Raw genomic sequence first — 17,716 nt, forward strand, 5'->3', positions numbered from 1 at the left:
CCCTGTTGTGCTGCGACATGGCTCGTTCCAGCACTCCGGAAGCTACCGCAGGCCACTGACAGCCGGGGGCGGAAGCGACGAAACGGCCCGGATCACGGCCGCGCGGGCGACCGTGGTCCGGGCCGTCGAGGGTGGTCCGGGCCGCCGAGGACGGCGCCGTCCGTCACGTGCCGGGCTTGCGCCCGTACACGTACACGTCGTCACCGTTCCTCAGCAGGTTCCAGTACGACTTGGCGTCGGCGGTACGCATGTTGACGCAGCCGTGCGAGCCCGGCGGGTTCCACATCTTCACGCCGACCGCGTGGAACGCCTGGCCCCCGTCGAAGAACTGGGAGTACGGCATCTTCACGTTGTAGAGCGTCGAGACGTGGTCGATGTGGCGCCAGTAGATCTTCTTCGACCCGGTGCGGGTCTCGTACCCGTTCCGCCCGGTGCGCACCGGCACGGGACCGAACTTCAGCTTGCTGCCGTCCTGGATCCAGCTCAGCTGCCGGGTCAGGTCGACGCACGCGATGCGCCCCTTGTTGGTGGGGCACTTCCCGTCCTTGTTGGGGTTCTTGCCGGCCGCCTTCTGGGCGGTGAGCGTCTTCATGGTGCGCCAGGTGACGGGCCCGGCGTACCCGATGGTGGGGGTGACCCCGTAGGTGTTCTGGAACGACTTGATCGCCTTGCAGTCGGCGGCCGACTGCTTGCCGTCGACCGGCCGCTTCAGATACTTCTCGACCTGCTTCTGGTACGGCCCGGTCGTCGTCGTGCACGACGCCGCCTGCGCGGACCCGCCGGTGGCCAGCACCAGCGCGGGCACCGCCGTCAGCCCCGCGACCGACAGCGCGACCCCGCGCCGCAGCCTCAGCCGCACTCCCCGTATGTTCCCCGGGACTCCCATGTACGCCAACTCCCCTTCGCGCGCCGTGAGGTGCTTCCGCCTGTTGGACGCGCGTCGGGGAGTCGTTGGTTGTGCGCCGAATGTCTCAGTTCTGTACGGATGCCCGCACGGGCGACACCGTGACCGGCCGGATCCGTTCGGCGCGGGCGGCCCGTGTCCCGTGGAGCGTGATCGCGGTGACGCCGACGACCGCGAGCAGCCCCAGCGACACGGTCCCGGTCCAGCCCCCGGCGTGGAAGGCGACCGCGCCGAGCGTGCCGCCCGCGCTGGAGCCCAGGTAGTACGCCGACTGGTAGAGCGCCGACGCCTGGGCGCGGCCCTTCGTCGCGGTACGGCTCACGGAGGACGAGGCGACCGCGTGCCCGGCGAAGAAGCCCGCCGTGATCAGGACCAGGCCCAGCAGTACGGGGACGAGCCCGTCGCCGAGCGAGAGCAGCAGCCCGGCGGCGGTGGTGGAGACGGCCAGGTACAGCGCGCCCCGGCGGCCCAGCCGGGCGACCAGCTTCCCGGCCGCGGCGGAGGAGACCGTACCGACGAGGTAGACCAGGAAGATCGAGCCCACGACCCCCTGCGGGAGGTTGAACGGCGCCTCCACCAGCCGGTACCCGATGACCGTGTAGACCGCGCCGAACACCGTCATGAACAGTGCGCCGATCGCGTACAGCCGACGCAGCAGCGGATCGGCGAGGTGCCCGCCGACCGTCCGGGCCAGGGCCTTCGGGTTGAGCGTCCCGGGGGTGAAGTTCCGGGCCCGGGGGATCATGAAGTGGAAGACGACCGCGCAGGCCAGGGCCATCAGCCCCACCGCTCCGAGCGCCGCCCGCCAGCCCCACAGCTGGGCGATCCAGCCGGTGACGATGCGGCCGCTCATGCCGCCGATGCTGTTGCCGGCCACGAACAGCCCGATCGCCGCGACCAGCGCCTTCGGCCGCACCTCCTCCGCCAGGTACGCCATCGCGGAGGCGGGCAGCCCGGCCAGGGCGGCGCCCTGCACGGCGCGGAGCGCGATCAGCCAGCCCAGCGACGGGGCGAAGGGGACGAACAGCCCGACCAGTACGGCGACCGTCAGCGAGGCGGTCATCATCTGCCGCCGCCCGAACCGCTCGGACAGCGCGCTCAGTGGCAGCACGCACAGCGCCAGTGCGCCGGTCGCCGCGGAGACCGTCCAGCTGGCCTGCCCGGCCGTGGCGCCGAACGAGGCGGAGACGGCGGGCAGCAGGGCCTGCGTGGAGTAGAGGAGAGCGAAGGTCGCGACACCCGCGGCGAAGAGCGCGAAGCTCATCCGGCGGTATCCGGGGCGGCCCGGTTCGAGGCGCTCCGCCCCGGTACGGGCCGGCGCGGCGGCGGTGGCGGCGGGCGCGGGGGAGTCGGCGACGGGGGACGGCTGGGGCGAGGCGGCCACGACGAGCGTGGACGCCCCGGTACTGGCAGGAGGCATACCCCGAAAGTAGGCCCTCCCATTTCATGCGTCCAATGCACGAAGTGGCCATAATCAATCCCATGGCGCATGAACGCAGCTCACAGCCCCGGCTGTCACCGAGTAGTTACGAAGAAGACATCCGCGCCGTGCTCGCGCCGAGGCTGGCCCACTTCGCGGCGGTCGCCCGCCACGAGCACGTCACGCGTGCCGCGCAGGAGCTCGGCGTACCGCAGTCGACGCTTTCGCGGGCGATGGTGCGGCTCGAACAGGACCTGGGCGTCGCCCTGTTCGCCCGCAAGGGCCGTACGGTCTCGCTCACCCCGGCGGGCCGCACGTTCCTCGTCTCCGCCGAGCGGGCCCTGGCCGAGGTGGAGAAGGCCGCCGACTCGGTGCGCGCCGACGCCGACCCGGCCACCGGCAAGGTCGCCTTCGGCTTCCTCCACACCATGGGCTCGGAGACCGTACCCGCCCTCATCCGCGCCTTCCGGGCCGACCACCCCGGGGTCCGCTTCCAGCTCGTGCAGAACTACGGCGAGGCGATGATCGAGCGCCTGCGCGCCGGCGGCCTCGACCTCTGCCTCACCTCCCCGGTCCCGGACGCCCCCGACCTGGTCGCCCGCCGCCTGGACGAGCAGCGCCTGCGCCTCGTCGTCCCCGAGGACCACCGCCTGGCCACCCGCCGCCGCATCCGCCTCGCGGAGGCCGCCGACGAAACCTTCGTCACCCTGGAACCGGGCTACGGCCTCCGCCGCATCACCGACGACCTCTGCACCGAGGCGGGCTTCACTCCCCGCGTCGCCTTCGAGGGCGAGGAGGCGGAAACCCTGCGCGGCCTGGTGGCGGCCGGCCTGGGCGTGGCCCTCCTCCCCCCTCCGGCAGTCCCCCGCCCGGGCGTCGTCGAACTGACGGTGACCGCCCCGAGAGCCGCCCGCGAGATCGGCGTCGCCTGGCTCGACGGCCACCCCGACACCCCACCCGTGGCCGCCTTCAAACGCTTCCTCCTCTCCCGCCGAGGCCACCTCCTCCCGGACTGACCTCCACCCATAGAAAAGAAGTGACACGAACATGTGTCACTGTCACATCCCCGAGCAAGGCCCACCCACCCCCGCACGCGCGGGGACCACGGGAGCACCGTCGTGCCCGCCGTGTAGACAAGGGCACCACCCCTGCACGCGCGGGACCACGATCCGCAGGACGTCATCGCCGACATCAGCCTGGGACCACCCCCGCACGCGCGCGGGGACCACGACGCCCTGTCCGCCCACCTGGACTGGAACCCGGGACCACCCCCGCACGCGCGGGGACCACACCACCGCCTTCCCGGACAAGCAGATCGACTCGGGACCACCCCCCGCACGCGCGGGGACCACGCAGACGGCGTGTCCGACCACGTCGTGCTCCTGGGACCACCCCCGCACGCGCGGGGATCACGGCCAGCTCACCCCCGAGGGCGGGGTCGTCGTGGGACCACCCCCGCACGCGCGGGGACCACACGCTCGACGGCCTCTCCCCCGCGTTCGTGCCGGGACCACCCCCGCACGCGCGGGGACCACGATGGTCACTCCCCGGTACGGGGTCGGCACCGGGGACCACCCCCGCACGCGCGGGGACCACAAGGGACATCACCCGCACCTTCGGAGCAAGCCGGGACCACCCCCGCACGCGCGGGGACCACAACAGGAGTACGTGGTAGTGGCAGTGCCAGCCGGGACCACCCCCGCACGCGCGGGGACCACCGTTCGCCCTTGCGGGTGTACGGACCGGAGAGGGGACCACCCCCGCACGCGCGGGGACCACCCACCACGAACGAGCAGTGGCAGCGTCGCGCTGGGACCACCCCCGCACGCGCGGGGACCACGTCGGGGGTGCTCCCGGGTGTGGTGAGGGCCCGGGACCACCCCCGCACGCGCGGGGACCACTCGCCGCGAACCCGGACCAGACCCGCGAGTTGGGGACCACCCCCGCACGCGCGGGGACCACGATTCGAGGTTCGCGATCACGCCCACTCGGGTGGGACCACCCCCGCACGCGCGGGGACCACCGCGAGGAGCACACAGGTTCGGACCTGCGGACGGGACCACCCCCGCACGCGCGGGGACCACACAGGACCGGGCGAGGCGCGCGTGGTCGGCGAGGGACCACCCCCGCACGCGCGGGGACCACTCGCACCTGACGGTCGACGGCATGGACCCGGAGGGACCACCCCCGCACGCGCGGGGACCACACCACCTGCCCCACATCGCCCATTCCCTTCGCGGGACCACCCCCGCACGCGCGGGGACCACAACCCCGTCCGGGACCGTTGCGCGCGCTCGGTGGGATCACCCCCGCACGCGCGGGGACCACCCGATGACCGCCACCGCACCCACGCCGTGCTGGGGACCACCCCCGCACGCGCGGGGACCACTCAGCGGTGCCTTCGCTCGGCTCGTCACCAGCGGGACCACCCCCGCACGCGCGGGGACCACTCAGCGGTGCCTTCGCTCGGCTCGTCACCAGCGGGACCACCCCCGCACGCGCGGGGACCACTAGATGATGCCGATGAGGACGTCACCGATGGTGGGACCACCCCCGCACGCGCGGGGACCACGTAGGGCCCCCGCTTCGGCGGGGGCCCTTTCCGGGACCACCCCCGCACGCGCGGGGACCACCACCCCGGTTGTCCGCTCCCGACGGAAGCACGGGGACCACCCCCGCACGCGCGGGGACCACCCGTCCGCGAACCGTCGGCGGGCCTGCCCGTAGGGACCACCCCCGCACGCGCGGGGACCACGGCTCGGCCCGCAAGTACGCCAACGAGTTCGCGGGACCACCCCCGCACGCGCGGGGACCACTTCCCCTTCGGGTCGGTGCCGGTCTTCTTGCCGGGACCACCCCCGCACGCGCGGGGACCACTCTTCTTGACCTGCGGGTTCATCGAGGGGAGAGGCCAGTTTCGTCCAACTTCGCTGAATCCGGCATATGTCGCATAGGTTTCAATCCGCCTCGCTTGCTCGCTCTCAAGTAGCCTGATGATGACAGCCACTTGAGCGGAAAGCGCCCCGATTCCGTCAAGTTTCCGTTGAGCGCTACCGAGGCCTTACCCGCCCCGGCTCGCCTGCGCTGCCGTGTTGGGAAGAGAGCCCAACCAGACGCCCATCCGGTGCTTTTTGCCGCCGCGCGTCTCGGGAGGCGGCAAATTGATCGTTGGGGCGCGGGTCGGCGTGAGCCAACCGGTCCGAATTGGGTCTGACTGCCTGGCCGTTGAGTGATCCGAGCCCTGCGTGCCGTGTGCTCGGACACCCCGCATAATCTCCCGGTATGAAGATCATGGCGGTGGGAGTCGCGATAGGAGCAGGGTTCGGGGCGGCTACCTCGCTCGTCAATGCGCTCTCCTCCCCGTACACGCACATCGGCGCACCGATCACCGGGACCCTCTGGGGCGGTACTGCCAAGGTGCTCAGTCTGCTGATGGACGCGGGCTGGGCGTGGGCCGCGTTGGCGGTGGCGGTCGGGTGGCTGGTCGGTACGCCGGTCCGGGGGGCGCTGACCGGGGCGCTGGCGCTGTTCGCCGCCACGTGGACGTACTACGTGACGGACGCCGCCGTCGCGGACGCCGAGACGGACATGGTCACGTGGTGGGTGGCGGGGCTGCCGCTCGGGCTGCTCCTGGGTGCGGTGGGCTCGGCCGTCAGGCGGCCCGGTGTGGTCGGCCTGCTCGCGGCGTTGACGGTCCCGGTGGGGGCCGCCGCGCAGATGGTCGTCATGCCGCCCCGGCCGCACCTCGTCATGACGCCGGGCATCATTCTCGCCGAGGTCATCGTCTGGACGGCCGCCGTGTCCGGTGCCGTCTGGGCCGTACGCCGCTTCCGGGTCGCGAGGCGTACGGCCGCAGCCGACTGACGGGGGCGCGATCCGCCGAGATGACCCCGGCCCGCCCTCAGTCCCGCAACGACTTCCCGAACCCCGCAGCCAGTGGCATCCGCAGCCCCAGTGGCGGCGGGGCCGCCAGGGCGTCCGTGACCGGGCGGGCGTAGGCGCGGCCGAAGAGCGAGCCGCGGACGAAGTTCACCGCCAGGGCCATGACTTCGGCGCGGTGCTGGCGGAGGCCGTGGCCGTCCGAGTGGACCTCGAAGCGGCAGGTGTCGCGGTTGGTCTTCTTGGCGCGTTCGGCCAGGCGGAAGGAGAGTTCGGGGTCGGTGCGGGCGTCGTTGGTGCCGTGGACGAGGAGGACCCGGCGGCCGAGGAGGTGTTTCACCGGTTCGGGGTCGGGTTCCGGTTCCGGGCCGGCCGGATCGTGTTCCGGGAGCCAGGGGGCCATCGCCAGAACGGAGTTGACCGCCGAGTGGCCGCCCGCCCGGAGCGCGGCCCGGCCGCCCATGCCGTGACCGGCCAGGCAGACGGGGACGTCGCCGTAGCGGCGTACGACCTCCTCCACCGACCACTCGGCGTCCGCCGCGAGCCGGGCATCCGTCGCGTTCCAGCCACGGCAGCCGTAGCGGACGACGTGCACGGCGAGACCGTCCTCCTTTCCGGCGCGGGCCAGGGTGCGGGCCAGCGGTAGCTGGCGGGCGTACGAGAGGGGGGAGGGGCGACGATGCGAGTCGGCCTCGCCGTCCGGGAGCAGCAGGACGACGCCGCTGACCGCGGTGGTGGCTCCGGCCGTCCGGACGGCCCGTCCCAGCCTCGGGGCAGGCAGGGGGAGTGCGCGCTGTGCCATGGCAGAACAGTGTCAGAAGGAGAGGTGTACTCCACCCGTATTCGCGGTCACTGTTACGCATCGACAATCGGCGATCTACGCGCGTAGGGGCTAGAGTGCGCAGATGATGAGCCAGCCCCTTCACGTGCCCGGCCGGGATCAGATCCGGCGCGCCCCCAAGGTCCTCCTCCACGACCACCTCGACGGGGGCCTGCGCCCCGGGACGATCGTGGACCTCGCCCGCGCGAGCGGGTACGAAGGACTTCCCGAGACCGAGCCGGACAAGCTCGGCATCTGGTTCCGTGAGGCGGCCGACTCCGGCTCGCTGGAGCGCTACCTGGAGACGTTCGCCCACACCTGCGCCGTCATGCAGACCCGTGAGGCGCTGGTCAGGGTGGCCGCCGAGTGCGCCGAGGACCTGGCCGCCGACGGTGTCGTCTACGCCGAGGTCCGGTACGCCCCCGAGCAGCACCTGGAGGCCGGGCTGACCCTCGAAGAGGTCGTCGAGGCGGTCAACGAGGGCTTCCGCGAGGGCGAGCGACGGGCCCGCCGCGACGGCAACCGCATCCGGGTCGGGGCCCTGCTCACCGCGATGCGGCACGCCGCCCGGTCCCTGGAGATCGCCGAGCTGGCCAACCGCTACCGCGACCAGGGCGTGGCCGGATTCGATATCGCGGGCGCGGAGGCGGGCTTCCCGCCCACCCGCCACCTCGACGCGTTCGAGTACCTCAAGCGCGAGAACAACCACTTCACCATCCACGCGGGCGAGGCGTTCGGCCTGCCGTCGATCTGGCAGGCCATCCAGTGGTGCGGCGCCGACCGGCTCGGCCACGGCGTCCGCATCATCGACGACATCGAGGTCGCCGAGAACGGTGAGGTCAAGCTCGGCCGCCTCGCCTCCTACGTACGGGACAAGCGCATCCCGCTGGAGCTGTGCCCGACCTCCAACCTCCAGACCGGCGCCGCCGCCTCGTACGCCGAGCACCCGATCGGAATGCTGCGGAAGCTGCATTTCCGGGCCACGGTGAATACGGACAACCGGCTCATGAGCGGTACGAGCATGAGTCAGGAATTCGAGAAGCTGACCGAGACCTTCGGATACACGCTCGACGACATGCAGTGGTTCACCGTCAATGCGATGAAGTCGGCGTTCATTCCTTTTGATGAGCGTCTGGCGATGATCAATGAGGTGATCAAGCCGGGTTACGCCGAGCTGAAGGCGGAGTGGCTCTTCGAGCAGACCGCTGCGACCAGCGTTTCTTCCGCGGCCTCGGACTGATCGGCGGCTGCGCGGGAACGGCCGGGATGTCGAATTCCCGGCCGTTTCGGCGTGTCGGACTGTTTGTGAGGAGCGGGAAACCGTGGCTACTTTTCGTTGTTCCCACACCCCCTTCTCCCTCCGAGGATGAATTCCATGAAGCAGTCTGCTGTCAGGACTCTCGGTGTCGCCGCTCTCGGTGCCGCCTTCGCCGCCGCTGCCGCGGGCACCGCCTCCGCCGCCGTGCTGCCGGCGAACGCCGTGGGCATGGCCCTGCCCGTCGCGAGCTCGGCGGTGGACACCGCCACCCAGGGCCTGCCGCTCCAGGAGACCACCACCAAGCTCCTCGGCACCAACCAGCAGAAGCTCGTCGACGGCGCCACCGGCCCGGTCAAGGGTCTCCTCGGCGGCCTGCCCGCGGGCGGCGCGAACGCCGGTGGGCTGTCGGCCAACGGCATCCCGCTCGGCGGCTGAGAGCCCGTACCCACGGCCGGAAACCGGTAGCACCCGGTCCACACCGGCCGGCACCCGGTCCGTACCGGCACCCGTCACCGCATTCGCATCCGTATTCCGTATCCGCTGTACGCCCGTGGGGCGGCCACCCGGTCCAGGTGGCCGCCCCACGGGCGTACGCGTACCGAAGAGGTCACCAGTCGGTGGCCGCCCTCGTCCCTTCCGCCGGGAGCAGCAGCCACAGCGCCAGGTAGAGCAGGAACTGCGGGCCCGGCAGCAGGCACGAGACCAGGAAGATGATGCGCATCGTCCCGGCGGAGGTGCCGAAGCGCCGTGCCAGCGCTGCGCACACTCCGCCGATCATGCGTCCCTCGCGGGGGCGGACAAGTCCGGCCATGGTGGGCTCCTTCGCGAAACCGTTGCGGGGATCCGTCGTGCGGATTCGTCGCTGGGATGAGGTGCCGGGAGCCGCTCCGTGGGCTCCCGATCCGATGAATCCATGGTCTCCGGCGAACGGGGGCAAAGCGTCGCTCTACGGGGCGATCCCGACCCTGGGAATCGTCGGGGTAGCACCCTGGGGGGCCTCGTCCCTGGGGCGGGGGGCGGTCTCGGCCCGCCCCTCCCTCCGGCGGCGCAGCCGCGCCCGGCACACGGGGACGACGAGCAGGTGGGCGACGGCCACGCCCACCGTGTTCAGCAGCAGCGAGTCGACGTCGACGACCTGGCCGGGCACTCCGGTCTGGGCCAGTTCTATGAGCGTGGAGATGAGCGTTCCCGCCGCGACGGTACGGGCCAGCGAGGCCCACGGGGACACGGTGAGGCGGCCGCCGGCCATCGGCAGCAGGACGCCCAGCGGGGCGAGGAGCAGCAGCCCCTCACCGATCCGCCGGGTGGCCTCGACCGGGCCGAGGGCCAGATCGGCCCGGATCCCGGCGAAGAGATGAAGATTAGAGGCGGTCGCCCAGGGGACGTCGAGCGGGCGCAGGGTCAGCCACCCGACGAGCAGCAGATGCGCGAGGAGCAGGCATGCCCCGGTCGCGCGGAAGCGGATGACGGTCTGGCCGTCCGTACCTTGACGCACGCCCCCCAAGACGCGGCGGGCGGCGGAATCGGTTCCGCCGCCTGTCGATCCGCACGTCCGGATTACGTCCGGAAACGGTAACGGCGCCCGGCTCCCGTAACGGGCGCGCGGGCGGCCCCTCACACCCGTTACGGCTGTTCAGCGGCGCGCGAGGCGACGTTCACGGCCCCACGCGCCCGTACCGGAACCGCTCTCACCGCCCCCGCACCGGAACCGCTCACCGCCACTGCACCGGGGACCGGAACCGCTCGCCGCCCCCCGCACCGGAACCGCTCACCGTCACCCGGTACCGGGCGACGCGCCGTTCCCCGGGATCGTGGTCCGGACCGCCACCGGGGCCGGGTCGGCGTTCGGGCGCGCCTTCATCTCCGAGGTGCACAGGTAGGCACGCGCCGGGTACGCCCCCGGGCCGCCCAGCACCACCTGGCCGCCCGGGGCCAGCGTGTCGTTCTGCGCGTACGTGCACACGATCTGGGCCAGCGCCTCGGAGCGCAGGTCCTCCGGCTGCTCGCTGAGCCGCAGGGTGTCCTTGCCGTCGCCGGGGTGGGCCGGGCCGATCCGCAGGCCGTCCGGGACGGTCGTGGCGTACCCGGCGCGGCGCTCCTCGGCGTCCGGCTCGCGGCGCAGTTCGTCCAGGAGCGCCCGGGCCGCCGCGGCCCGGTCCGGGCCGGACACGTCGGCCCGGACCGTACGGTCCACCGTGACCAGCTGCGAGGAGCAGACCAGGTACACCTCCACGGGCACGCCCTGGAGCGACTGCGTGGTGACGCTCTCCGCCGGTACGGTGCACGGCACCTGGGACGGGGCGGGGCCGGCGTCCACCGGGACCGTGGTCGACCTGATCCCGCACCCCGTGACCAGCGCGGCCCCGGCGAGGGCCCCGGCCAGCGCGAGGACGGTGGTACGGCGCCGGTCCCGGCGCCCGATGCTGCTGCCCGTCATGTCGTGGCCCCGTTCCCCTCGTCCCGGCCCCCGGAGCCGTCACCGTCGCCGTCCTCCCCGTCGGGGGTACGGGTCAGCCGTTCGGCGTCGCGCGGCAGGCGCAGGACGAACACCGCGCCGTCACCGTCCGGAGAGTTGGCGGCCGTGATGTCGCCGCCGTGGATGTGCGCGTTCTCCATGGCGATCGACAGGCCGAGCCCGCTGCCGTCGGAACGCGGCCGGGAGGCGCTCGCCTTGTAGAACCGGTCGAAGACGTGCGGCAGGACGGCCTCGGGGATACCCGGACCGTGGTCCCGTACCTCGATGACGAGCTCCTCGCCCTCCGTCCGCACCGCGACCCGCACCGGCGAACCACCGTGCTTGAGCGCGTTGCCGATCAGGTTCGCCAGGATCACGTCGAGACGGCGCGGATCGAGGCGGACCATCATGCCGCGCTCGGCGTCCAGGTCCACCGCGTCCAGCCAGGCGCGGGCGTCGATGCAGGCGGTGACCTGGTCGGCGACGTCGACCGTGTCGAGGACCAGCCGGGCCGTGCCCGCGTCGAAGCGGGTGACCTCCATCAGGTTCTCCACCAGGTCGTTGAGGCGGCGGGTCTCGCTCACCACCAGGTGCACCGCGGGCGCGATCATCGGGTCGAGGCCGTCCGCCTCGTCCTCCAGCACCTCGGTGACGGCGGTCAGGGCCGTGAGCGGGGTGCGCAGTTCGTGCGACATGTCGGCGACGAACCGGCGGCTCGCCTCCTCCCGCGCGCTCATGTCCGCGACCCGCTTCTCCAGCGAACCCGCCGTCCGGTTGAACGTGCGGGAGAGATCGGCCAGTTCGTCCGTTCCGGACACCACGAGCCGGGTGTCGAGCTTGCCCTCGCCGAGCTTGCGGGCGGCGTCGCCGAGCCGCCGCACCGGGCGCAGCACGGTCGTCGCCGCGGCCTGCGCGAGCAGCGCGGAACCGATCAGCGCGAGCGTGGTCGCGATCCCCAGCGACCAGGCCAGGGAGTTGAGGTCCTGCCGCTCCTGGTCGAGCGACTTCAGCATGTAGCCGGTCGGGCCACCGCCGATGATCTTCGTGCCGCCCACCAGGTACGGCGTGCCGTTGATGTTGGTGCGCTGCCAGAACAGGTGGTACTCGTCCTTGTTGCCCGAGCCCAGCGGCTGCTTCTTGCCGACGGCCTTCTGGAGCGGGAGCGGCACGTTGTCGAGTGTGAACGTGTCCAGGTCGGAGTTGCCGACGATCGGCTTCCCGGTGTCCCGCTCGTCGACCAGCAGCACGCTGTACCCCGGCGAGCTGCTCGCCATCTGCACGGCGGCGTTCTGCAGGTCGTCCCGGGTGGGACGGAGCGGCAGCGTGGCCGCCCGGCTCTGCATCTCCTGGCGGAAGTCCCCGAGCGCGGAGCCCTGCGTACGGGTCAGCACCGCCTCGCGGTTCAGCCAGTACGCGATCCCCGAGGCGGAGACCGCCGCGGTCAGCGCCACCAGCCCGAACACCACGGCCAGCCGCAGGCGCAGGCTCGTCCAGCGGAGCCCGGCGAGGAGTCTCCGTATGGGGGCAGCGGTCACTGGGGCGAGTCCAGCCGGTAGCCCACACCCCGGACGGTACGGATCAGGGTCGGCGAGGACGGCACGTCCTCCACCTTGGCGCGCAGCCGCTGCACGCACGCGTCCACCAGCCGGGAGTCACCGAGGTAGTCGTGCTCCCAGACCAGCCGCAGCAGCTGCTGCCGGGAGAGCGCCTGGCCGGGGCGGCGGCTCAGCTCCAGCAGGAGGCGCAGCTCGGTCGGGGTGAGCTGGAGGTCCTCCCCGTTCTTCGTCACGGTCATCGCGGAACGGTCGATGACCACGCTCCCGAACACCGCGGAGTCGGTGGACTCGCGCTCGCCGCGGCGCAGCACCGCGCGGATCCGGGCGTCGAGCACCCGGCCCTGCACGGGTTTGACCACGTAGTCGTCGGCGCCGGACTCCAGCCCGACCACGACGTCGATGTCGTCGCTCCGGGCGGTCAGCAGAATGATCGGCAGTTGGTCGGTGCGCCGGATGCGCCGGCACACCTCGAAACCATCGATACCGGGCAGCATCACATCCAGCACGATCAGATCCGGCCGCTGCTCACGCAGCAGTTTCAGGCCGTCCTCTCCCGTCGCCGCGGTGGCCACACGGTGGCCCTGGCGTGACAGCGAGAGTTCGAGGGCCGTGCGGATGGCGTCGTCGTCCTCGATCAGCAACAGGAAAGGCACGCTGGTCATTCTGACCCATGGCAGAGCCCCAGTTCGACAGTTGGTCCCTACTCGTGCGTCACTCACGCCCCACCGAAGCCCCGGACACGGGGCGGGCGATGGCTGTGACAGCTCTGTGACAGTCGGCGGACAGGGTGATGAAACTGCCCGGCCAAGCTCATGGACACAGGAACGGACGGACTCCACCGATGGGGGGCGCGAGATGAACGCAACTCACAGCATCACCGCAAGCGCAGTTGTCACGCGTCTCCACGATGCCGGCCGGGGGGCCGAGAAGTCCGGCACGGCGGGTGTGCGGGGGTGCGTACGCAACGTCGGACGCCAGCACACGCCGTTCATGACGGTGGTCGACGTTCCTGTGGGGGGAACCGGGGGGAACAACGGGCGCGGCGTGTACGGGGAGGGCTCGGGGGAGCGGACGGTCCCGGCGCGGGACGAGGACGCCGAAGCGGCGTTCACGGCCTACGTCCGGGAGCGCCGCGCCTCCCTGTACGCAACCGCCTACCACCTGACCGGTGACCGGTTCGAGGCCGAGGACCTGCTGCAGAGCGCCCTGTTCTCGACGTACCGGGCCTGGGACCGGATCAGTGACAAGGCCGCGGTCGGCGGCTATCTGCGCCGCACCATGACGAACCTGCACATCAGCGCCTGGCGCAGGCGCAAGCTCAACGAGTACCCGACCGAGGAGCTGCCGGAGACGGCGGGCGACACGGACGCGATGCGCGGCACCGAACTGCGCGCCGTGCTCTGGCAGGCGCTGGCGCGGCTGCCCGAACTCCAGCGGACGATGCTGGTCCTCCGGTACTACGAGGGCCGCACGGACCCGGAGATCGCGTCCATTCTCGACATAAGCGTCGGCACGGTGAAGTCCAGCATCTGGCGGTCGCTCCGCCGGCTGCGCGAGGACGAGGTCCTCAGCTTCGGCCGTGACCAGGAGGAGTCCTTCGGCGAGCTGGTGGCCTGAGGCTGGGGGGATACGGGGGACACGGGGGAACCCACGGGGGGCGCCGCTTCGGGGGAGGCGGCGAACAGGGGGACAACGGGGAACACGGGGAAAAGCTGCGGGGTCGGGTGGGCCGGGGGGCCTGTCCGGCCCCGTTCGCATGCGCCCGTGCGCCTCGTACCGGCCGGGCGCACGCGAACGGGGCGGGGCCGGTCTACTCCGGGACCGGGGTGCTCACCGGTGCGCGGCGGCAGCGGCCCGCGGCTGCCGCGGCGAGCCGGCCCAGGGCCTCCTCCTTGCCGCACGGGTGGGCCCCCAGCGCCGCCTGGCGCGCCACGATCCGCCGCTCCGCCCGCATCAGCCGCCACCCGCGCCGCAGGAGGAACGGCACCGACTTGCGGCCCTCGCGCAGGTCCCGGACCAGCCGGCGGCGGAACGTCGTCGCCGGGCGGCCGCGCAGGCAGAGCGCGTCGGCGAGCAGCCCCAGCTCCTGGCACCGCCCGACGATGTCCGCCGCGAATATCCCCTCGGCGACGAAGAGCGGGGTGCGGTCGATGTGCAGGGTCTCGCGGCCGGTCCGGGAGCTGGTGGAGATGTCGTACACCGGGACGTCCGTGCGTCCCGTACGGCACAGGTCGACGATGGCGGAGACCGCCGCGTCCGCGTCCCAGGACTGCGCGGAGTCCCAGTCGATGTCCGTACTGCCGGGGACGAGCGGAAGTGACGGGTCGTCGCCCTCCTTGTAGAAGTCGTCCAGACGCAGCACCGGCAGGTCGCTGCGGGCGGCGAGGAAGGACTTGCCGGAGCCGGACGGGCCGGCGAGCAGCACCACGCGGGTCGGGGTCGGTTGGGCATTCACAGAACACGAGTGTGAGGCATTGACCCGCGCAGGGGATCCCCCGGTGCCTTTGTTGGTATCCAGCATCACATTTCAACTACGCTACGCGCTCAGACGATTACTCGGTGGATTCGAACAGGTGGGAACTTGATGGCACGTCACGCACTCTCCCGGTCCCGTCGCCGCGCCCTGCTGAGGGCCGGTCTGACCGTTACGGCGGTGGGCGCCGCGCTCGGCGCGGGCGGTGCGGCGGCCCAGGCGGCGCCGGCCCCGGCCCCCGCCGTGGGCGCCGACACCGGCTCGGGCCTCGGCCAGGACGCCGACGCGGCCCTCGGCGCGACCACCGGGGCGCTCGGGGTGGCGCTGAAGCACAGCGTCGCCCCGGTGACGCATCTGCGGCTCGACCCGTTGGCCGGTACGGGCACCGACCCGCTGACCAACGGGCTGGAGACGCAGGTCGCCGACTTCAAGCCGCTCTCCACGACCGCCCTCACCGACCCGCTGACCAGCGGCGGGGCCCTGAAGGACCTGCCGCTGGTGGGACCGCTGGCGGAAGGGCTGCGCGGCGGCCTGTAGACCGGCTCCCGGACCCGGAAGCGGCCCGCTCCCTCCCGGTGAACCCGGGGGAGCGGGCCGCTTCGCGCGTCCTCAGTACGCGGAGCCCGAGGCGCCCAGGGCGCCCGTGGGGTGCCAGACCGTCTTGATCTCCAGGAAGGCCGTCAGGCGGTCGGTGCCCGGGTCGGCCGTCCAGTCCGGCTCGGCGGAGCCGGACGCGCCCGTGTCCCGGGCGCGCAGGACGCGCTTCAGGTTGTCCGCCGCCGCGATCTCCAGCTCCTTCGCGAGCGCCTCGTCCGCGCCGGTCAGGTCGATCGCGTTGACGTCCTGGTGGGAGGCGAGCGGGGCCGCGATCTCCGCCGTACGCCCGGACAGGATGTTCACCACGCCGCCCGGCACGTCGGAGGTGGCCAGCACCTCGCCCAGCGACAGCGCGGGCAGCGGGGCGTCCGCCGAGGCCACGACCACCGCGGTGTTGCCGGTGGCGATCACCGGGGCGATCACCGAGACCAGCCCCAGGAACGACGACTTCTGCGGCGCCAGCACCGCGACCACCCCGGTCGGCTCCGGCGTCGACAGGTTGAAGAACGGGCCGGCGACGGGGTTCGCCCCGCCCACCACCTGGCCGATCTTGTCGGTCCACCCGGCGTACCAGACCCAGCGGTCGATCGCCGCGTCCACCACGGCCGCCGCCTTGGACTTCGACAGGCCCTCCGCGTCCGCGACCTCCCGGACGAACTGCTCCTTGCGGCCCTCCAGCATCTCGGCGACGCGGTAGAGGACCTGGCCCCGGTTGTACGCCGTCGCGCCCGACCAGCCGCCGAACGCCTTGCGGGCGGCCACGACCGCGTCGCGCGCGTCCTTGCGGGAGGACTGCGGGGCGTTCGCCAGCCACCTGCCCTTGGAGTCGCTCACCTCGTACACCCGGCCGCTCTCGGAGCGGGGGAACTTGCCCCCGACGTACAGCTTGTAGGTCTTGAAGACGCTCAGTCGGTTATCGGACATCGAGGTACGCCTCCAGGCCGTGGCGGCCGCCTTCGCGGCCGAAGCCCGACTCCTTGTAGCCGCCGAAGGGCGAGGTCGGGTCGAACTTGTTGAACGTGTTGGCCCAGACGACGCCGGCCCGGAGCTTGTTGGCCACCGCGAGGATGCGGGAGCCCTTCTCCGTCCAGATGCCGGCCGAGAGGCCGTACTGGCTGTTGTTGGCCTTGGCGACCGCCTCGTCCGGGGTACGGAAGGTCAGCACCGACAGCACCGGGCCGAAGATCTCGTCCCGGGCGACGGTGTGCGCCTGGGTGACGTTGGTGAACAGCGTCGGGGCGAACCAGTACCCCGCGGCGGGCAGCTCGCAGGGGGCCGTCCAGCGCTCGGCGCCCTCCGCCTCGCCGGTGTCGGCGAGCGCGGTGATCCGGGCCAGCTGCTCCGCGGAGTTGATCGCGCCGATGTCGGTGTTCTTGTCCAGCGGGTCGCCGAGCCGGAGCGTGGCGAGCCGCCGCTTCAGCGCGTCCAGCACCTCGTCCTGGACCGACTCCTGCACCAGCAGCCGGGAACCGGCGCAGCAGACCTGGCCCTGGTTGAAGAAGATGCCGGTGACGATGCCCTCGACGGCCTGGTCGATCGGGGCGTCGTCGAAGACGATGTTGGCGCCCTTGCCGCCCAGTTCGAGGGTGAGCCGCTTGTCCGTGCCGGCGACCTGGCGGGCGATGGCCTTGCCGACCGCGGTCGAGCCGGTGAAGGCGACCTTGTTCACGTCCTCGTGCGCGACCAGGGCGGCGCCCGCGTCCCCGTAGCCGGGGAGGATGTTCACGACACCCCTGGGCAGGCCCGCCTGGCGGCAGATGTCCGCGAAGAACAGCGCGGAGAGCGGGGTCGTCTCGGCGGGCTTGAGGACCACCGTGTTCCCGGCGGCGAGCGCCGGGGCGATCTTCCAGGCCAGCATGAGCAGCGGGAAGTTCCACGGGATGACCTGGCCGGCCACGCCGAGCGGGCGCGGGTCCGCGCCGAAACCGGCGTGCGCCAGCTTGTCGGCCCAGCCCGCGTAGTAGAAGAAGTGCGCCGCGACCAGGGGGAGGTCCGCGTCGCGGGTCTCCTTGATCGGCTTGCCGTTGTCGAGGGTCTCCAGGACGGCGAGCTCGCGGCTGCGCTCCTGGATGATCCGGGCGATCCGGAAGAGGTACTTGGCGCGCTCCGGGCCGGGCAGCGCCGACCACTTCTCGAACGCCTTGCGGGCCGCCTTCACGGCCCGGTCCACATCGGCCGCACCGGCGCGGGCGACCTCGGAGAGCACCTCCTCGCTGCTCGGCGAGACGGTCTTGAAGACCTTCCCGTCGGCAGCTTCGGTGAACTCGCCGTCGATGAACAGGCCGTACGAGGGCGCGATGTCGACGACCGCGCGGGACTCGGGGGCGGGGGCGTACTCGAATGCAGATGCCATG

Annotated in this window: 17 protein-coding genes and 1 CRISPR repeat array; of the genes, 6 read left to right on the forward strand and 11 right to left on the reverse strand. The window is 72.2% G+C overall.

Annotation, left to right across the window (positions count from 1 at the left end):
- Positions 1-163 precede the first annotated feature (163 nt).
- A complete protein-coding gene (locus ACF08W_RS11710; protein WP_392279156.1) occupies positions 164-886 on the reverse strand; it encodes a L,D-transpeptidase family protein in 723 nt (240 codons plus the stop codon).
- 85 nt (positions 887-971) lie between these two features.
- Positions 972-2,324 (reverse strand): MFS transporter, encoded by a 1,353-nt coding sequence (locus ACF08W_RS11715; RefSeq protein ID WP_392279157.1) that lies wholly within the window; start codon positions 2,322-2,324, stop codon positions 972-974.
- A 62-nt stretch (positions 2,325-2,386) separates the two neighbouring features.
- Between ACF08W_RS11715 and ACF08W_RS11720 the strand changes: the two genes are divergently transcribed.
- Positions 2,387-3,340, forward strand: coding sequence for a LysR family transcriptional regulator (locus ACF08W_RS11720; protein WP_392279158.1), 954 nt, complete (start codon positions 2,387-2,389; stop codon positions 3,338-3,340).
- A 61-nt stretch (positions 3,341-3,401) separates the two neighbouring features.
- A CRISPR array of direct repeats spans positions 3,402-5,201; the repeat unit is 29 nt; unit sequence GGGACCACCCCCGCACGCGCGGGGACCAC.
- 405 nt (positions 5,202-5,606) lie between these two features.
- Entirely contained in the window at positions 5,607-6,188 is a 582-nt protein-coding gene (locus ACF08W_RS11725) for a hypothetical protein (RefSeq protein WP_392279159.1), read from the forward strand.
- A 37-nt stretch (positions 6,189-6,225) separates the two neighbouring features.
- Here ACF08W_RS11725 and ACF08W_RS11730 read toward each other — a convergent pair whose 3' ends face one another.
- Positions 6,226-7,005: an alpha/beta hydrolase gene (locus ACF08W_RS11730; protein WP_392279160.1), complete on the reverse strand. Its 780-nt coding sequence runs from the start codon at positions 7,003-7,005 to the stop codon at positions 6,226-6,228.
- 103 nt (positions 7,006-7,108) lie between these two features.
- Here ACF08W_RS11730 and ACF08W_RS11735 point away from each other — a divergent pair, with 103 nt between their 5' ends.
- On the forward strand, positions 7,109-8,263 hold the full coding sequence (locus ACF08W_RS11735; RefSeq protein WP_385208589.1) for an adenosine deaminase: 1,155 nt from the start codon (positions 7,109-7,111) through the stop codon (positions 8,261-8,263).
- 135 nt (positions 8,264-8,398) lie between these two features.
- A complete protein-coding gene (locus tag ACF08W_RS11740) occupies positions 8,399-8,716 on the forward strand; it encodes a hypothetical protein (protein ID WP_385208592.1) in 318 nt (105 codons plus the stop codon).
- A 172-nt stretch (positions 8,717-8,888) separates the two neighbouring features.
- Here ACF08W_RS11740 and ACF08W_RS11745 read toward each other — a convergent pair whose 3' ends face one another.
- The 5 genes from ACF08W_RS11745 to afsQ1 all read right to left on the reverse strand — a co-directional run bounded on the left by ACF08W_RS11745 (position 8,889) and on the right by afsQ1 (position 12,945).
- Positions 8,889-9,092 (reverse strand): PspC domain-containing protein, encoded by a 204-nt coding sequence (locus tag ACF08W_RS11745; RefSeq protein ID WP_385208595.1) that lies wholly within the window; start codon positions 9,090-9,092, stop codon positions 8,889-8,891.
- 135 nt (positions 9,093-9,227) lie between these two features.
- Positions 9,228-9,776, reverse strand: coding sequence for a VanZ family protein (locus tag ACF08W_RS11750; RefSeq protein WP_352273483.1), 549 nt, complete (start codon positions 9,774-9,776; stop codon positions 9,228-9,230).
- 279 nt (positions 9,777-10,055) lie between these two features.
- Positions 10,056-10,718: a GerMN domain-containing protein gene (locus tag ACF08W_RS11755; RefSeq protein ID WP_352273482.1), complete on the reverse strand. Its 663-nt coding sequence runs from the start codon at positions 10,716-10,718 to the stop codon at positions 10,056-10,058.
- On the reverse strand, positions 10,715-12,271 hold the full coding sequence (locus ACF08W_RS11760; protein ID WP_385208602.1) for a sensor histidine kinase: 1,557 nt from the start codon (positions 12,269-12,271) through the stop codon (positions 10,715-10,717). The genes ACF08W_RS11755 and ACF08W_RS11760 overlap by 4 nt, the downstream gene beginning before the upstream one ends.
- Positions 12,268-12,945, reverse strand: a complete 678-nt coding sequence (gene afsQ1, locus ACF08W_RS11765) for a two-component system response regulator AfsQ1 (protein WP_352273629.1) — start codon at positions 12,943-12,945, stop codon at positions 12,268-12,270. Before afsQ1 ends, ACF08W_RS11760 begins: the two co-directional genes overlap by 4 nt.
- 202 nt (positions 12,946-13,147) lie before the next feature.
- Between afsQ1 and ACF08W_RS11770 the strand changes: the two genes are divergently transcribed.
- Positions 13,148-13,909 (forward strand): SigE family RNA polymerase sigma factor, encoded by a 762-nt coding sequence (locus tag ACF08W_RS11770; RefSeq protein WP_352273480.1) that lies wholly within the window; start codon positions 13,148-13,150, stop codon positions 13,907-13,909.
- 193 nt (positions 13,910-14,102) lie between these two features.
- On the opposite strand, the gene ACF08W_RS11775 is transcribed toward ACF08W_RS11770, so the two are convergent.
- A complete protein-coding gene (locus tag ACF08W_RS11775; protein ID WP_352273479.1) occupies positions 14,103-14,813 on the reverse strand; it encodes a uridine kinase in 711 nt (236 codons plus the stop codon).
- Between the two features lie 63 nt (positions 14,814-14,876).
- Between ACF08W_RS11775 and ACF08W_RS11780 the strand changes: the two genes are divergently transcribed.
- Positions 14,877-15,302, forward strand: coding sequence for a hypothetical protein (locus ACF08W_RS11780; RefSeq protein ID WP_352273478.1), 426 nt, complete (start codon positions 14,877-14,879; stop codon positions 15,300-15,302).
- 72 nt (positions 15,303-15,374) lie between these two features.
- Here ACF08W_RS11780 and ACF08W_RS11785 read toward each other — a convergent pair whose 3' ends face one another.
- Together ACF08W_RS11785 and ACF08W_RS11790 are read right to left on the reverse strand one after the other, a co-directional pair.
- Positions 15,375-16,286: an aldehyde dehydrogenase family protein gene (locus ACF08W_RS11785; protein ID WP_385208608.1), complete on the reverse strand. Its 912-nt coding sequence runs from the start codon at positions 16,284-16,286 to the stop codon at positions 15,375-15,377.
- On the reverse strand, positions 16,276-17,715 hold the full coding sequence (locus tag ACF08W_RS11790; RefSeq protein ID WP_352273476.1) for an aldehyde dehydrogenase family protein: 1,440 nt from the start codon (positions 17,713-17,715) through the stop codon (positions 16,276-16,278). Before ACF08W_RS11790 ends, ACF08W_RS11785 begins: the two co-directional genes overlap by 11 nt.
- Position 17,716: the final 1 nt, after the last annotated feature.

It is taken from the genome of Streptomyces sp. NPDC015144 (genome assembly GCF_043079735.1).
In the GTDB taxonomy this organism is placed as follows: Bacteria; Actinomycetota; Actinomycetes; order Streptomycetales; family Streptomycetaceae; genus Streptomyces.

What these genes read in the sequence shown, in the direction of transcription:
- ACF08W_RS11735 (WP_385208589.1), top strand. Translation starts at nt 7,109, where the DNA reads ATGATGAGCCAGCCCCTTCACGTGCCCGGCCGGGATCAGATCCGGCGC.
- ACF08W_RS11785 (WP_385208608.1), bottom strand. Translation starts at nt 16,286, where the DNA reads ATGTCCGATAACCGACTGAGCGTCTTCAAGACCTACAAGCTGTACGTC.
- ACF08W_RS11745 (WP_385208595.1), bottom strand. Translation starts at nt 9,092, where the DNA reads ATGGCCGGACTTGTCCGCCCCCGCGAGGGACGCATGATCGGCGGAGTG.
- ACF08W_RS11775 (WP_352273479.1), bottom strand. Translation starts at nt 14,813, where the DNA reads ATGCTGGATACCAACAAAGGCACCGGGGGATCCCCTGCGCGGGTCAAT.
- ACF08W_RS11730 (WP_392279160.1), bottom strand. Translation starts at nt 7,005, where the DNA reads ATGGCACAGCGCGCACTCCCCCTGCCTGCCCCGAGGCTGGGACGGGCC.
- ACF08W_RS11790 (WP_352273476.1), bottom strand. Translation starts at nt 17,715, where the DNA reads ATGGCATCTGCATTCGAGTACGCCCCCGCCCCCGAGTCCCGCGCGGTC.
- ACF08W_RS11710 (WP_392279156.1), bottom strand. Translation starts at nt 886, where the DNA reads ATGGGAGTCCCGGGGAACATACGGGGAGTGCGGCTGAGGCTGCGGCGC.
- ACF08W_RS11720 (WP_392279158.1), top strand. Translation starts at nt 2,387, where the DNA reads ATGGCGCATGAACGCAGCTCACAGCCCCGGCTGTCACCGAGTAGTTAC.
- ACF08W_RS11770 (WP_352273480.1), top strand. Translation starts at nt 13,148, where the DNA reads ATGAACGCAACTCACAGCATCACCGCAAGCGCAGTTGTCACGCGTCTC.
- ACF08W_RS11780 (WP_352273478.1), top strand. Translation starts at nt 14,877, where the DNA reads ATGGCACGTCACGCACTCTCCCGGTCCCGTCGCCGCGCCCTGCTGAGG.
- ACF08W_RS11725 (WP_392279159.1), top strand. Translation starts at nt 5,607, where the DNA reads ATGAAGATCATGGCGGTGGGAGTCGCGATAGGAGCAGGGTTCGGGGCG.
- ACF08W_RS11715 (WP_392279157.1), bottom strand. Translation starts at nt 2,324, where the DNA reads ATGCCTCCTGCCAGTACCGGGGCGTCCACGCTCGTCGTGGCCGCCTCG.
- ACF08W_RS11740 (WP_385208592.1), top strand. Translation starts at nt 8,399, where the DNA reads ATGAAGCAGTCTGCTGTCAGGACTCTCGGTGTCGCCGCTCTCGGTGCC.
- ACF08W_RS11755 (WP_352273482.1), bottom strand. Translation starts at nt 10,718, where the DNA reads ATGACGGGCAGCAGCATCGGGCGCCGGGACCGGCGCCGTACCACCGTC.